This window comes from Micromonospora sp. NPDC048930 (genome assembly GCF_043197935.1).
GTDB lineage: Bacteria > Actinomycetota > Actinomycetes > Mycobacteriales > Micromonosporaceae > Micromonospora.
On the sequence record NZ_JBICUB010000028.1, the window covers coordinates 43462 to 58780 of the forward strand.

Annotated in this window: 14 protein-coding genes; 11 read left to right on the forward strand and 3 right to left on the reverse strand. The window is 70.3% G+C overall.

The features are described from left to right. The first annotated feature begins 109 nt into the window (after positions 1-109). The 8 genes from ACGFI9_RS36170 to ACGFI9_RS36205 all read left to right on the forward strand — a co-directional run bounded on the left by ACGFI9_RS36170 (position 110) and on the right by ACGFI9_RS36205 (position 9170). Positions 110-1711, forward strand: coding sequence for a tannase/feruloyl esterase family alpha/beta hydrolase (locus tag ACGFI9_RS36170; RefSeq protein ID WP_393185418.1), 1602 nt, complete (start codon positions 110-112; stop codon positions 1709-1711). A gap of 138 nt (positions 1712-1849) precedes the next feature. Beyond that, positions 1850-2902, forward strand: coding sequence for an alpha/beta fold hydrolase (locus ACGFI9_RS36175; protein ID WP_393185420.1), 1053 nt, complete (start codon positions 1850-1852; stop codon positions 2900-2902). 476 nt (positions 2903-3378) lie between these two features. Beyond that, complete coding sequence (locus ACGFI9_RS36180; RefSeq protein WP_393185422.1) at positions 3379-3825, forward strand: VOC family protein; 447 nt, start codon at positions 3379-3381, stop codon at positions 3823-3825. Positions 3826-4054: 229 nt separating this feature from the next. Further along, the gene (locus tag ACGFI9_RS36185; RefSeq protein WP_393185424.1) at positions 4055-4357 is read left to right on the forward strand and encodes a hypothetical protein; all 303 of its coding nucleotides are present in this window, start codon (positions 4055-4057) and stop codon (positions 4355-4357) included. Positions 4358-4791: 434 nt separating this feature from the next. Then, entirely contained in the window at positions 4792-6429 is a 1638-nt protein-coding gene (abc-f, locus tag ACGFI9_RS36190; protein WP_393185425.1) for a ribosomal protection-like ABC-F family protein, read from the forward strand. Positions 6430-6502: 73 nt separating this feature from the next. After that, positions 6503-8116 carry an ABC-F family ATP-binding cassette domain-containing protein gene (locus ACGFI9_RS36195; protein ID WP_393185427.1) on the forward strand — a complete coding sequence of 538 codons (1614 nt, stop codon included), beginning with the start codon at positions 6503-6505 and terminating at the stop codon, positions 8114-8116. Between the two features lie 135 nt (positions 8117-8251). Then, positions 8252-8518 (forward strand): CPCC family cysteine-rich protein, encoded by a 267-nt coding sequence (locus tag ACGFI9_RS36200; RefSeq protein ID WP_393185429.1) that lies wholly within the window; start codon positions 8252-8254, stop codon positions 8516-8518. A gap of 193 nt (positions 8519-8711) precedes the next feature. Continuing rightward, a complete protein-coding gene (locus ACGFI9_RS36205; protein WP_393185431.1) occupies positions 8712-9170 on the forward strand; it encodes an SRPBCC family protein in 459 nt (152 codons plus the stop codon). 171 nt (positions 9171-9341) lie between these two features. On the opposite strand, the gene ACGFI9_RS36210 is transcribed toward ACGFI9_RS36205, so the two are convergent. Together ACGFI9_RS36210 and ACGFI9_RS36215 are read right to left on the reverse strand one after the other, a co-directional pair. After that, positions 9342-10448: a sensor histidine kinase gene (locus ACGFI9_RS36210; protein WP_393185433.1), complete on the reverse strand. Its 1107-nt coding sequence runs from the start codon at positions 10446-10448 to the stop codon at positions 9342-9344. Position 10449: 1 nt separating this feature from the next. After that, positions 10450-11103: a response regulator transcription factor gene (locus tag ACGFI9_RS36215; protein ID WP_393185435.1), complete on the reverse strand. Its 654-nt coding sequence runs from the start codon at positions 11101-11103 to the stop codon at positions 10450-10452. 111 nt (positions 11104-11214) lie between these two features. Between ACGFI9_RS36215 and ACGFI9_RS36220 the strand changes: the two genes are divergently transcribed. The 3 genes from ACGFI9_RS36220 to ACGFI9_RS36230 all read left to right on the forward strand — a co-directional run bounded on the left by ACGFI9_RS36220 (position 11215) and on the right by ACGFI9_RS36230 (position 14009). Continuing rightward, positions 11215-12054, forward strand: a complete 840-nt coding sequence (locus ACGFI9_RS36220; protein ID WP_393185443.1) for an ABC transporter ATP-binding protein — start codon at positions 11215-11217, stop codon at positions 12052-12054. Next, a complete protein-coding gene (locus ACGFI9_RS36225) occupies positions 12051-13040 on the forward strand; it encodes an ABC transporter permease subunit (RefSeq protein ID WP_393185436.1) in 990 nt (329 codons plus the stop codon). The genes ACGFI9_RS36220 and ACGFI9_RS36225 overlap by 4 nt, the downstream gene beginning before the upstream one ends. Positions 13041-13613: 573 nt before the next feature. Continuing rightward, complete coding sequence (locus ACGFI9_RS36230) at positions 13614-14009, forward strand: YciI family protein (protein ID WP_393185438.1); 396 nt, start codon at positions 13614-13616, stop codon at positions 14007-14009. Positions 14010-14371: 362 nt separating this feature from the next. On the opposite strand, the gene ACGFI9_RS36235 is transcribed toward ACGFI9_RS36230, so the two are convergent. Then, the gene (locus ACGFI9_RS36235; protein ID WP_393185440.1) at positions 14372-15163 is read right to left on the reverse strand and encodes a hypothetical protein; all 792 of its coding nucleotides are present in this window, start codon (positions 15161-15163) and stop codon (positions 14372-14374) included. Positions 15164-15319 lie beyond the last annotated feature (156 nt).

Sequence of the window (15319 nt, forward strand, 5' to 3'; positions counted from 1 at the left end):
GAGGGCGACCAGGCCCATCGCCGGTTTCGGTTCCCGTGCCCCGGCCAGGGTTCACCCCAGGGTGTCTCCCTGGGGCGCTGCCCGTGTGTCCCAGGTGAGGGTGATGGGCATGAAACGACAACTGATCTTGCTGATGGCGGCGGCAGTGCCGCTGTCGGCGGCGCTGGTGCCGATGGTCGCCAACGCCGCCGACAGCGACAGCGGCCCCGTAGCCGCCACGACCTGTGCCGTCATTCCCGTCTCCGCGCCCTCCGGCACCACAGTGGAAGCGGTGAACGCGGTCGCCAACGCCAGCGGAACTGTCACGTTCCCCGCCGCTCCTCCGCTGAACCCCGTCGAGGAGACGCTCACCGACGTGCCGGCCTGGTGTGACATCACGGTCACGGTGACCCACCCGGGAGCGGACGACCACGTCAACATCAAAGTCTCGCTGCCCCAGGACCCGGAAAAGTGGACCGGACGGTTCCAGGCCACCGGCGGCAGCGCCTACCTCGCCGGTGACTTCGGATCCCCGCTGGTCGCCGCGGTGAAGGCCGGCTACGTCGCCGCGGCCACCGACGCCGGTGTCGGCACGAACCCGATCGACGTCAGCGGCTGGGCACTCACCCCGGCCGGCGAGGTCAACACCCCGCTGCTGCAGAACTTCGCCTCCCGCTCGCTGCACGACATGGCCGTCATCGGCAAGGACGTGGCCAAGAAGTTCTACGGCAACCCGGTGTCCCACTCGTACTGGAACGGCTGCTCCACCGGCGGCCGCCAGGGTTACGAGGAGGCCCAGGATTACCCGACGGACTTCGACGGAATCCTGGCCAAGGCGCCGGCGATCAACTGGGACCGGTTCGCGGTCGCGACGCTCTGGTCGCAGGCCGTCTTCAGCGAGGAGAAGGTCGCGCCCACCCAGTGTGAGCTGGAGGCCTTCAACACCGCCGCGGTCGAGGCCTGTGACACCCTCGACGGGGTCAAGGACGGCATCATCGACAACCCGCAGGACTGCCACTGGGACGCCCGGCGGCTGGCCGGCACCACGGTCGTCTGCGACGGCAAGGAGATCACGATCTCCTACGCCACCGCCGACGCGGTGCGCAAGATCTGGGCCGGCCCGGTCTCCCCGACCGGCAAGAAGCTCTGGTACGGGCCGAACAAGAGCGCGAGCCTCGCCGCCCTGGCCGCCCCCGGCGCGCCCTTCTTCGTCGCTGACAGTTGGGTCAGGTACTTCGTGACGCAGAACCCGTCGTTCGACACCACGAAGCTGACCTACAAGTCGTTCGACCAGATCTTCCGCGCGTCGCAGCAGGAGTTCAACGACATCATCGGGACCGACGACCCGAACCTGTCCGCGTTCGCCAAGGCCGGCGGCAAGCTGCTCAGCTGGCACGGCCAGACCGACGAACTGGTGCCCACCCAGGGCACTGTCGACTACCGCGAGCGGGTCAACCGCACCCTCGGCGGCAACGAGCGGGTCGACGACTTCTACCGTCTGTTCCTGCTCCCGGGCGTGAACCACTGCGGCGGCGGCACCGGCCCACAGCCCACGGACGACCTGGGCGCGCTGGTCAACTGGGTGGAGAAGGGCCAGGCCCCGGCCACCCTCGCCGCCGCCACCCCCGACGGCAGCGTCACCCGCAACATCTGCCGCTACCCGATGGTGGCCCGCTACACCGGCCACGGCGACCCTGCCTCGGCCGCGAACTACCGCTGCGTCGCCGCCTGACCACATCCACACGACGCGGCGGCCACGGAACTCTCGCCGGGGCCGCCGCGCCACCAGACTGACCGTCCACAACGGCTGCGTGCCGGCCACTGCCAGGCCGGCACGCAGCCGGCACACCCTCGCGATGGAAGGCATCAGATGATCAACAGGCGAACTTTCGGCAAGGCAGTCGGCGCGGGGGCCGCCGCAGCCTCGCTGGGCATTTGGCCCTCGTCCTCGGCGCCCGCCTCGGCGGCCACGCCCGACGGAAGAAACGGGGCGCGGCTGTCCTCGAAAAGTCCGGGGACGGCCAGGTCCTTCGGACCGCTGAGGTATGTCGATGCCGGCGTCCTGAGAATCGGCTATGCCGAAGTCGGCCCCGCCGACGGCCCCGTGGCCATCCTGCTGCACGGTTGGCCCTACGACATTCACAGTTTCGTCGACGTCGCGCCTTTGCTGGCGGCGGAGGGCTACCGGGTGATCGTCCCGTATCTGCGCGGCCACGGTACGACGCGCTTCCTGTCGAGCAGGACGTTCCGGAATGCCCAGCAGGTGGTGGTCGCTCTCGACATCATCGCCTTGATGGACGCACTCAAGATCAACAAGGCTGTTCTCGCCGGCTTCGACTGGGGATCCCGGACGGCCGACATCATCGCGGCGCTCTGGCCAGACCGTTGCAAGGCCCTGGTCTCCGTGACCGGCTATCTGATCACCAACCGCGAGATGAACAAGACGCCGCTGCCGCCGAAGTCCGAGTTCGCCTGGTGGTACCAGTACTACTTCACCACCGAGAGGGGTCGACTGGGCCTCGAGGCGTATCCGGACGAGTTGGCGAAGCTGGTCTGGACGTTCAACTCGCCGACCTGGGATTTCGATGATGCGACGTTCGATCGGACCGCGAGGGCGTTCGACAACCCGGATTACACCAGCATCGTGATCCACAATTACCGCTGGCGTCTGGGCCTGGCCAAGGGTGACCCGCGATACGACCGCCTCGAAGAGAGACTTGCCGAAGGTCCGGTCATCGGAGTGCCCACGGTCACGCTTGATGGCGAGGTGGATCCCTTCACGCCTGCGGGAGACGGCGCGAACTATCGCGACAAGTTCTCGGGCCCGTACGCTCATCGGACGTTGAAGGGCGTCGGTCACAACGTGCCACAGGAGGCCCCCGAAGCGTTCGCGGCGGCAGTCCTCGAAGTCGACGGTTTCTGATCGGCGTTGACGTGGGGCGTGGCGCGCCGCGGCGCCACCTGGGGTGCGGCTGAGTATGTGTCCGGGGGCCGCACGAGTCGACTCGATACGGGTGAGTGCCTCCGCGTTCGTGTGCCGGTCCGCACCGGACATCGGAAGCGGTTCCTCGCGGAGGCGCATCCCAGCGCGGCTAATCGGCGAGCGACGGGTTCGGGGCCTGCCGGCACATCCCGCATCCCGCGCGCCCGGTTGGCCTCGCCGGGCGGATCAAACCCCGAGATCGGCGCCACGTTGTTCGCCAGCCCGCGTGCCGTCGACGGCACCGGTACAAGGTCTTCACGGAGCGGCGGCATCTGCTCACGCCGCGACTTGCCCGCGGCGTCGGACCGGTGCCCCAGGGTCGTCGCCAGGGTGTTTCCCTGGGGCGACGGCATCGCCCCGCACGCGATCGTGAATGCCGGACGCCGGACAGCATCCGGCATCGTTGAGGAGGGGCAATGACGGAGTACAAGCTTGAGCTGATCGTGCTACCGGTGGCGGATGTCGACCGGGCCAAGGACTTCTACAAGCGGATCGGCTTCCGCGAGGACCTCGACTACGTCGACGGTGAGGATTTCCGGGTCGTGCACTTCACCCCGCCCGGCTCGCAGTGCTCGATCGTGGTCGGCAAGGGGATCAGCACCGCGGAGCCGGGCTCGGTGCAGAACCTGCACCTCATCGTGAGCGACATCGAGCAGGCGCGGGCCGAGCTGATCGGTCACGGCGTCGAGGTGAGCGAGATCTTCCACGACGAGGGCGGCGTCTTCCACCACGCGGGGACCGAGAAGCGGGTGCCCGGGCTGTACCCCGGCCGGCGCTCGTACGGCTCGTTCGCGTCGTTCAGCGACCCTGACGGCAACGGCTTCCTGCTGCAGGAGATCACCGAACGCCTTCCCGGCCGCTGAGGAATCCGCCGGATTCCTCGAGCGCAGCCTGCGCCATGCCGCACCCGCCCCGGGTCGAGTACGCCCCGAACGACCTGGGCCACCCGGGGCGGGTGCCGCTCGGTCGTGCCGTTGCTTCCGGCGATCGAGGGCGTCCACCGCCCACCTGCAGGAGTGCTGCCCGAGGACGACAGCAGGGCGATGGACTTCGTCGGCTGAAGAGAAACCGACCGAACAGAGGAGTGGCGAGATGAGCCGCTGGACCACCTTCTTGTGGCAGGCGCTGGTCGCCCTTGGCCAGGCCGAGTACCCGTACTCGGTGTCGAACGACGACGTCCGGGGGCCGCGGGAGTACAAGGTCGACCTCACCGACGACGCCGTGCGCGCGGCCTTCCGGGAGTTGGTGGAACGGGAATGGGGCAATGTCGCATTCTCGGACACCGCACCATGGCGCCAAAGTTGGCGCGCGGAGCCCGACGGAAACCCACGCCGACCAGGACTGGATCCGTTTTGGGAGCGCATCCTGTTGTGGCGGTGTCACCTGCCGTGGTGACCCCGAACCAACAACATGATCGCCACCTGTGCCATGCTGCGGTCCAGGTCGGCGCTCACGCTGCCGGGATGTCGGGGTGGGGCGTCGGCGTTACGCCAGAGAAGGTGGGGGTCGGCTCGACTGGTGGCAGGACGGCGGCGTGTGTTCCGGCTGGTCGACGGTTGCGGCGAGCTCAGCCCGTCGGTCACCCGAAGCGCGAGGCGGTTGCGGTGCCGGTGGCACGCCGGAAGTTGTTAGGCTGTTGCTGCGCGGCGGAGACCGCGATGAGGGTGCGAGGGAGCGGATCATGGTGACGGGGGACGACGACATCTCGGGGTGAGCGGCCCCGGCCGCCTGCCGGCCTGCGCCGACGGTGGCCTGCCTTGTCGTAGACCTGTCTGCCCGACCGGGGCGTCTGTCGCGTACCCCGGCTCTCTCTTCGAGGGTGTCTCCCGATGTCTGACGTCTGCATCGTTTGTACCAACCTGTCCTTTTCCTGGCCGGACGACACTCCGGTCTTCCGGGATCTGTCCTTCAGCGTGCCGCCCGGCCGCACGGGCCTCGTCGCGCCCAACGGCGCCGGCAAGACGACCCTGCTTCGTGTGATCGCGGGCGACCTCACCCCGACCGGTGGCGGCGTGACGGTCGAGGGTGTGCTCGGCTACCTGCCGCAGGACCTGCCCTTCGCCGGTGACCTGACCGTCGCGCAGGTGCTAGGGATCGATGCGGTCCTCGCGGCACTGCGTGCCATCGAGGCGGGTGACGCGGCGGAGGAGCACTTCACGGCCGTCGGGGATGACTGGGACGTGGAGGAGCGCAGCCGCGCCGAGCTTGACCGGCTGGGCCTCGGTGACGTGGGGTTGGACCGCCGCCTGCGTACTCTCAGTGGCGGGCAGGTGGTATCGCTCGGCCTGGCGGCGCAGCTGCTCAGGCGTCCGGACGTGCTGCTGCTGGACGAGCCGACCAACAACCTCGACATCGACGCGCGGCACCGGCTGTACGCGGTGCTGGAGGGCTGGTCCGGGTGTCTGCTGGTGGTCAGCCATGACCGGGTCCTGTTGGACCTGATGGACCGCATCGCCGAGCTCGACCGTGGTGAGGTGCGCCTGTTCGGCGGGAACTTCACCGCGTACGAGGAGGCGGCGCGCGTGGCACGCGAGGCGGCGGAGCGGAGCGTACGCAGCGCCGAGCAGGACGTGAAGCGGGAGAAGCGGGAGATGCAGCAGGCCCGGGAGCGGGCCGAACGCCGCGCCAGCAACGCCGCCCGCAACCTCGGCAACGCCGGTCTGGCCCGGATCGTCGCCGGTGGGCTCAAGCGCAGCGCCCAGGAGTCCGCCGGCCGGGCACAGCAGGCGCACGCCAACCGGGTCAGCGAGGCCCAGACCCGGCTCGACGAGGCCAGTCGGACGCTACGCGACGACCAGGTGCTGACCCTGGACCTGCCCGACACCACCGTTCCCGCCGGCCGCACCGTGGTCGCAGGCGAGCGTATGCAGGTCTACCACGGCGACCGGGCCGTCTTCGCCGGCGACGGCGCCGACCTGACCATCCGGGGACCGGAGCGGATCGCGCTGACCGGCCCCAACGGCGCCGGCAAGTCCACCATGCTGCGCCTGTTGCAGGGTGACCTCGACCCGGACGCCGGGCAGGTGCACCGCGCCGACGGTCGCGTCGCGTACCTGTCGCAACGCCTGGACCTGCTGGATCTCGACCGGACGGTCGCGGAGAACTTCGCCGCGTACGCTCCTGACCGGCCGCAGGCCGAACGGATGAACCTGCTCGCCCGGTTCCTGTTCCGCGGCGCCCGAGCCCACCTTCCCGTCGGCGTGCTCTCCGGCGGCGAACGGCTGCGCGCCACCCTCGCCTGCGTCCTCTATGCCCAGCCGGCACCCCACCTGCTGCTGCTCGACGAACCCACCAACAACCTCGACCTGGTCAGCGTGAGCCAACTGGAGAGCGCCCTCACCGCCTACCGGGGTGCGTTCGTGGTGGTCAGCCACGACGAACGGTTCCTCACCGACATCGGTGTGCAGCGGTGGCTCCGCCTCGACGATGGCCACCTGCGCGAAATCCCCGCACCCGACCGCGCCTGACCACCGACTCCGCCCGCTTCGGGCCACGGGTCCTGCCGGCCCGTGGCCCGGGGCACCCCGAAGGTGACCCGCCATGCCCGAGGCACTGCTCGCTCACGACCTCGTCCATACCCTCGGCAGCCGCCGGGTGCTGGACGGCGTCTCCCTCACCGCGGCCCCCGGCCGCCGGATCGGCCTGATCGGCGAGAACGGCGCCGGCAAGTCCACCCTGCTCCGCCTGCTCGCCGGTGCGGACGAACCAGACGCCGGCACCGTCGTTCGCCCACCGGACCTCGGATACCTGCCGCAGGAAGCCCCCTACGACGCGACCGCGACCGTGGCGGACGTGCGCGACGAAGCCCTGCGCGAGGCCCGTGCCCTCCTCACCGACCTCGATCGACTCGCCGATCAGCTCGCCCGCACCGCCGACGACACACCCGACCACGAGTGGCTGCTCGCCGACTACGGCGATCTGCTCGACCGCGCGCGGGACATCGACGCCTGGGGCGCCGAGCGACGCGCCGGCATGGTCCTCGCGGCACTCGGTCTCGGCGATGTGGCACCGGAGCGGGCGCTCGCCGCGCTCTCCGGCGGCCAACGCGGCCGGCTCGCGCTCGCCGCCCTGCTCATCCGCCTGCCCTCGGCGCTGCTGCTCGACGAACCCACCAACCACCTCGACGACGCCGCAGCGGCCTTTCTCGAACAGCAGTTGCGCGACCTGCCCGGAGTCGTCGTCGTAGCCAGCCACGACCGGGCCTTCCTCGACGCGGTCTGCACCGACCTGATCGACCTCGACCCCGCTGTCTCCGGCCCGGTCCGCTTCGGCGGGACCTACCGCGACTATCTGGCTCACCAGCGCAACGAGCGGGAGCGCTGGCAGCGACGCCACGCCGAACAGCAGGAGGAACTGGCCGAGCTGCGCCGGCAGCTCGCGGTGACCGCGCACGAGGTCGCGCCGGGCCGGGACCGGCGCGACAACGAGAAGATGGGATACGGCCACACCGCCGGCCGGGTGCAGAACCAGATCGCCCGACGGGTACGCGCCGCCGGCCGCCGGCTCGACGACCTCGAACGCGCCGCCGTCCCGGCACCGCCCGAACCGCTGCGGTTCCGCGCCACCGCGCTCGCCACCGCCACCGCCGACGGAACCCTCGTCAGCCTGCGTCACGTGCGGATACCCGGCCGACTCACCCTCGACCGTCTCGACCTCACCGCCACCGATCGGCTGCTGGTCACTGGCGCCAACGGTGCGGGCAAATCGACGCTCCTCGCCGTCCTCGCCGGCTGGCTGGACCCGGGCAGTCACGTCCGGCGCCGCCCCGATCTGCGCATCGGTGTACTGACACAGGACACTGTGTTCGACCGGCCCGAGCGCACCGCCGAGGAGATCTACGCCGACGTCCTGGGTGATGTGCGCGCCGACGCCGTACCGCTGGACGACCTCGGCCTGCTCACCGCCCACGACGCGCGCCGGCCGATCGGCGAGCTGTCGGTCGGCCAGCGACGCCGGCTCGCCCTGGCACTGTTGGTGGCCGACCCACCCGACCTGCTGCTGCTCGACGAGCCCACCAACCACCTCTCGCCCCGACTCTGCGACGAACTGGAGGACGCCCTCGGCGGCAGCCCCGGCGCCGTCGTGGTCGCCAGCCACGACCGGTGGCTGCGCTCCAGGTGGCACGGACGCGAGATCCAGCTCCGTGCGACCTGAACGTCTGCCTACCACGACCTGCACACGCGTTCCCGGGGGTCGCTCCGGTCGCGGCGTGGACGGCCGCAGGGATGACCCCGGTTATCGCCGGCGCCATATCGTTCAAGAAATTGCAGTCCGCCGGGCTGCCTATTGATGGGTTGTCATGGAAGGCTTGCCGGTGTGATCTACCACTCCGTCAGCCGGTGTCCCTGCTGTGGCTATCGGACCGGGTGCGCTACCTGCCCGGTCTGCTTCTGGACAGATGACGGACAGAGCGATGCAGACGGCGGCACGGTGGCCGGTGGCCCCAATGGGGAGGTCAGTCTGAGCGATGCCCAACTCAACTTCGCCATCTACGGGGCGAGCCACCGGCGGTACGTGGACGTGGTACGGCCGCCCCGCAGCGATGAGCTTCCGTAGCGTGCATGGAGCTACGGGCCCGCACGCTGTGTCGGCGGCCGCGCGGCGGCTCGCGGCGTTCCAGCCACACCGCCGGGATGCCGCCGACCGTGCGTCACGTTGAGTGATGGGACGTCGCGGCGCTCGACCCGCGGTCCTGCCGATGTGAGTGCGCCTCGATGCCATCCCGGGGGCTGGACATTAGATTCACTCTATGTACTCAACCCGGGTATCCCAACTCGTCAAGGCACCGCGCTCGGCCGTCTATCGGGCACTGCTGGACCCGGCTGCGGTCGCCAAGTGGCGGGTGCCCACCGGCATGAGCGGCCACGTGCACGAGTTCGACGCGCGCGAGGGCGGCGCATTGCGCGTCTCGCTCACCTACGAGGCGCCGGACAATACTGGCAAGTCGACGGCACACACCGACAGCTACCACGGCCACTTCGTCAAGATCGTGCCCGACCAGCAGGTGGTCGAGGTCGTCGAGTTCGAGACCGACGATCCCGCGCTTCGCGGCGCGATGACCATGACCACGACGCTCACCGACGTGGACGGCGGCACCGAAGTCGTCGTCGTGCACGACGGAATTCCCGACGCGATCCCGGCCGAAGACAACGAGACAGGTACGCGGATCGCCTTGGCGAACCTCGCCAGACTCGTCGAAGCCGGCTAGCGCCGCCCAGTCAAGCCGCTGACCGGGCGCCGCAGTGCGTCACGAAGGGCCGGGCAGCGGGCGCGGTCCTGCCGAATTGCGTGTGTCGTGTGGTGGCCAGGTCTGGGCCTGCATCGCGTCGAACTGCTCCGCTGTCGACCCGGTGCTTACGCAGCAGCACGTACCGCCGGATCACGACACAGCGGGGAAGCTGATCTGGACGGTGAGCCCGCCCTCGGTATGCGCGTGGGCCGTGAGCACGGCGCCGTGGGCGACGGCGATCGCCCGCACGATCGACAGGCCCAGCCCGTGGTGGGTGTCGTCGGCCACGCGCCGCATGCGTTGGAAGGGCTCGAACAGCCGGTCCACATCCTCAGGTGGTACGACCGGACCGGTATTGGTGACGACCAGGAGCGCCTGGCCGGCGGCGAGGCGGGTGGCCACCTCGACCACCCCGCCGGGGGTGTTGTGGTGCACGGCGTTGTCGCACAGGTTGGCCACCAGCCGCCCGATCAACGCCGGATCGCCGAGCAGCCGGGCCGGCCGGATCATCGTCTTCACCCGCAGCCCGTGCCGGTCGAACTCGGCCGCCCGGTCGCGTACCGCCTGCTCGGCCAGCCCGGCGAGGTCCACCGGCTCCGCCCGACCCCGGCCGTGCTCGCTGCCGGCCAGTGTCAGCAGCGACTCCAGCAGCCGGCTCCGTTCCCGGTTGACCGCGATCAGGCGTTCGAAGTTGGCGCGGTACGCCTCGACGGTCGCGTCCGGGTCGATGAGCGGCTCCTCGAGCAGGGCATGCTCGACCGTCAGCGGCGTGCGCAACTCGTGCGCGGCGTTGGCGACGAACCGCTTGTGCCCGTCCAGTGCGGTCTCCAGGCGGCCGAGCAGCCCGTCGACGGTGTCCGCGAGGTCCTTGAGCTCGTCGCGGGGGCCCGCCACCGCGAGCCGCTCGTGCACGTTGCGGCCCGATATCTGCTGAAGGCGCTCGGTCATCGTGCGCACGGGGCGCAGCATCCGGCCGGCGATCACCCAGCCCACCGCGAGCGAGAGCACGGCCATGATGGCCAGCGCGATGCCCGGCAGGACCAGAATGTTCGACCGATAGCTCTCGAGCTCGACCGGCACGGCGACGGGTAGGCGGCCTCGACCCGGCCCGACGGGGACGCCCTGGGGCGCGGGCGCGTCGGCCGGTGGCAGGCTGCGGGACAGCACCACGATGATGAGCAGCAGCACGACGCCGGAGGCGATCGACGCCGCGCAGTACAGCAGCGTGAGGCGCCACCTGAGCCGGTTGATTCGCATGTCAGATCCGGTAGCCGGCTCGGGCGAGCGTCACGATCAGCGGCGGGTCGCCGAGCTTGGCCCGCAGCCGGTTGATCGTCGCCTTGACCGTCGTGGTGAACGGGTCGGTGGCCTCGTCCCACACCCGGTCGAGCAGTTCCTCCGCGGAGACCACCCGGCCCTGGACGGTGAGCAGGTGCTCGAGCACGGCGAACTCCTTCGGGCTCAGCGCCAGCCGCGCGCCGGCCCGGGTGGCGATCCGCTGCGCCGGGTCGAGCCGCAGGTCGCCGTGCACGAGGACCGGCGGGGCGGCCGGGTGGGAGCGCCGGCCGACCGCGCGGATCCGGGCCACCAGCTCGGCGTAGGCGAACGGCTTGGGCAGGTAGTCGTCAGCGCCAAGCCCGAGCCCCTCGACCCGCTCGGCGACGGTGCCCGAGGCGGTCAGCATCAGCACCCGGCTGGGCGACTTCCGGGCCACCAGCGCGCGGCACACCTGGTCGCCGTGCACGCCGGGCAGGTCGCGGTCGAGCACGACGACGTCGTAGTCGAGCACGGCGGTGCGCTGCAGCGCGGCGGCGCCGTCGTAGGCGACGTCGACCGCCATCCCCTCGCGGCGTAGCACCCGCGCCACCGAGTCGGCGAGCGCCACCTGATCCTCGACCACGAGCACCCTCATCGGCCGAGATTATCCGCACCGGCGTCACACCACGGTCACAGCGACGCTGACCGTGCTGTGACCGCCGGCTGGCTAGAACTGGCGCCATATCTACTCGAGATAGGGGATCGCATCGTGGCGACAGCAACGACACCGGTCATCGAGACCGGGGGGCTCGGAAAACGGTACGGCCGCACGACCGCCCTGGCCGACTGCACCCTGCGCGTACCGGCGGGGCGGATCGTCGGCCTGGTCGGCCCCAACGGCGCCGGCAAGTCCACGCTGCTCGGGCTGACCTGCGGAATAGTCGCGCCCACGACGGGCAGCATCGAGGTGCTCGGCAACCGCCCAGGAGCCGGCGCGGCCCAGTTGGCCAGGGTCGGGTTCGTCGCGCAGGACGCCCCGGTCTACCGCGGCCTGTCGGTCGCCGACCACCTGCGGCTCGGCGCCCGGCTCAACCCCCGCTGGGACCGGCCGCTCGCCGAGCGGCGGGTCAAGCGGCTCGGCCTCGACCCCGCGCAGAAGGCCGGCCGGCTCTCCGGCGGGCAGCGGGCCCAGCTCGCCCTCACCATCGCCGCCGCCAAGCGCGCCGAGCTGCTCATCCTCGACGAGCCGGTCGCGTCGCTGGACCCGCTGGCGCGCCGCGCGTTCCTGCACGACCTGCTCGACTTCGTCGCCGAGCTCGGGGTCAGCGTGGTGCTGTCCTCACATTTGCTCGGTGACCTGGAAAAAGTCTGCGATCACCTAATCGTGCTGGCCGCGGGCCGGGTCCAACTGGCGGGTGACGTCGCTGACCTGTTGGCCGTGCACCACCGGGTGGCCGGTGCCCTGCCGTCCAGCGCCGAGCGCATTCACGAGGACGTCGTGCGCTGCGACGCCGCGGTGCCGGGCGCGCAGCCGGTCGACCTCGAGGACCTGGGCATGGCATACATGACCCGCGCCGCGGTCGCGTCGATCGGCGGTGCGGCATGATCTGGCTGACCTGGCGGCAGTTCCGCACCCAGGCCCTGGTCGCCGCCGCCGCCCTGGCCGCCGTCGCGATCTACCTGGTGTACCTCGGCTCCCGTGTCCGCGACGACTACACCGACGTCCTGGGCTGCCAGCCCAGCGACTGCGTCACCGCGCGGCACGCCTTCGATGATGCCTACAGCGGCCAGCTATCGGCCGTCGGCGTGCTGCTCATCGCCGCCCCCGCCCTCATCGGCATCTTCTGGGGCGCCCCCCTGATCACCCGGGAGCTGGAGGAGAAGACCGACCGCCTGGTCTGGAACCAAAGCGTGACCCGCACCCGCTGGCTGGCGACCAAGCTGGTGCTCCTCACACTCGCCAGCGTCGCGGTCACCGGCCTGTTCAGCCTCCTACTCACCTGGAGCGCGAGCCGCTACGACGAGTTCATCGGAAACCGTTTCGGTGCGTTGAACTTCGCCTCCCGCAACATCGTCCCCCTCGGCTACGCCGCCTTCGCATTCGTCCTCGGCACCGTCATCGGGCTCGTCGTGCGCCGCACGCTGCTGGCCATGGCGCTGACCTTGGCAGTGTTTGCCGTCGTCCAACTGATCGTGCCCAATGTGGTCCGCGAGCACCTCATGACGTCGGTGACGAGCACCGTGGCGTTCGACGAGGACGCGATGAGCCGGTCGGACGCCTTCGGCATGAACGACCGCGGCGCCACGATCGTGGGCTACACCATGGCGGGCGCCTGGTCCCTGACGGACGAGGCCAAGGTGCTCAACGCCGACGGCACCCCGTACACCAACCGGCAGGCGGTGGCGTGCGGGAAGGGCCTGCCGGCCGAGAACATGGCCTGCATGGCCGGCCAGAACCTGCACTTCAGTTACACCTACCAGCCGGCCAACCGCTACTGGCCGTTCCAGTGGATCGAGCTCTCGGCGTATCTCGGGGTCACCCTCCTGCTGGCCGCCTTCGGCTTCTGGTGGATCCGGCACCGCTCCAGCTGACGTCTGAGCCCGCCCCCGACTCCTGGGGGCGGGCTCAGGGCTTGCGGTACACCGAATGTGGCTCCTGCTCGACGAGCCGAACGGCTCACCTTCCGGTGGCATCTTGATCAGGTGCACACATATGGCTCCCCTCTGTGTCATGACACCGTCGCGAGCGGGCTGGGTGTCGGCGGGTCCGGGAAGTGACTTCTCCGAAGAGCTGGCTTGGGGATGCGAGTTGGTCACGCTGGAGTCTGCAGCCGTTCCCCGTTGTCCTCCCGGGTCCGCCGCCGCGGCGGCCCTGCGCGGTCGGCGGCGCGCTCGCACCGGCCGGTCCGGTACGCCCGGCCGAGGCGGTCCTGGCCGTGGCCTGTGGGCTCGGGCGGACTGAGGTGCTGGGCTCTCGGCCTTTTCGGGCTGGCCCCGGGCCACGCGAATGTCGTAGGTATCCGCCATAGTGCCTTGACCCCGGACCGGTGCATGGGGGTTGTCAACTGCTGCAGCGCGGAGGGAACCTCCGCCCTTCAGGGCGAGTAGATCGTGGAACAGGCGAGCGGCGGCCGGAGAAGGCCGCCGGGACAAGGGAGCGATGGGATGACGCGGTACTTGATCTCGTTCAATGACGGCGCGATGGACCACATCCCCGACGAGGAGATGCCCGACGTGGGCAAGGCCTCGCACGCGGTGGTCCAGGAGGCAGTGAACGCCGGCGTGTGGGTGTTCGGCGCCGGACTCGAACGCCAAAGAGCGAGCGTTGTGGCCACAGACGGGATGGTCACCGACGGCCCTTACCCGGAGACCAGGGACGTCATTGGCGGGTTCTCGATCGTCGACGTGGCCTCACGCGAGGAGGCGCTGGCGTGGGCTGCCAAGATCGCCGTCTCTTGCCGATGCGCCCAAGAGGTCAGGGAGCTCATGCCCGACCCTGAACAAGACGCGTGGCTTCGCGACGCTGGCAGGTGGTGCCATCCCTCGACGACGTCTGAGTGAGGGAGACCCACCGCGTCAGAGCAAGGCTTGAGTGGCCGCGGTGTGACGACGCGCCTCTGCGCATCATCGACGTGAACTGGAGACGCGGGCGGTGAGCCCGGGGATCGGGATTGCGACGAAGCCCGGTCCTCGGGCCTGGCCGATCCCTGGACCAATGATCATCCAGTGGGGTGACAGCCACGCCCATCGCGGCGAGTGTGCCCGCTCATCGGCAGTTCAGGATTCCCCCTCGACACAGGCCAGCTGCCGACGGTGACCGCTCGCGATCAATCAGCAAACACGGACGGCGGCATCGCCGCATCACGGCGCGTCCATTCTCGCCGCATTGGCGGCATGCATGCCATGCTTGATCTCTGGGTGGATCAGCCACTCAGTGTTCCGGCACCGGAGGTCCCCGCTGCCTCCGCGTCCCGCGCGGTCGCCGGTGTGGCACCCTCCCGGCCGGCGCCTCGGGTGGTGCCAGGACCCGCGCTTCGGACGGCGGCGAGCGTGCCGAAGGCGATGCCCCAGGCCATGCTCAGCGCCGACCAGACCGGCCCGAACCCGCCAGGCGTGCCAGGCCAGGCGAGGCAGACGAGGCCGAGATAGGCGGCCACAAGCCCGACCCCGACCCCGACGAACCGCCGGCCCCGCACCCAGCACGCTGCCGTCCCACTCAGCACCACGAGGACGAGGCCCACCGCGCCCTGCACCGCGTAGTGATCGATCCCGATACTCACGTCTTCGGGCAGCCTCACCCGGTTCGCCGCGTACATCGCGTGGGCGTACGCCAGCCAGGGCAGCGCGGCGAGCCCGGCCAGGACTGCCAGCGGCCGGTCCATCCGGACACCGACCGTCGTGAGCGGCTCGCGCCCGGGCGCGAACGCCACGACGAGCGCCTCCCCGGCCACGGCCAGGGCGACGAGAACCAAGGCCCATTCAAGCGAGGCGGCGGCGGAGACCGCGAGGGCCGCCGCAACGCACAGCAACTGCACGACGGCGGGGGTTGACCGCTGGGGCCGCGCGGCGATCCGGACGAACGCCGCCGCGACGAACACGGTGAACGGCAGTCCCCAGCCGGCCTCCAGCGCCACCGCCCAGGCCGGGTCCCACGTCACCGCGAGGTCGGGCAGGCCGAAACCGGGAAAGACCAGCCACGTCAGCGCAAAGACCACTGCCGCGACCCGGACGCCGGCTGTCCGGACGGCCGTACCCGATACACGACCCACAGCCCACTGGGCTTCCCCCTGAGATGTGGACACCCTGAGACTGGACGTTGGTCCAGAGGAAGGGGTGTCCCCGTTGGGGCGTCCATCGAAGTACACGGAAGA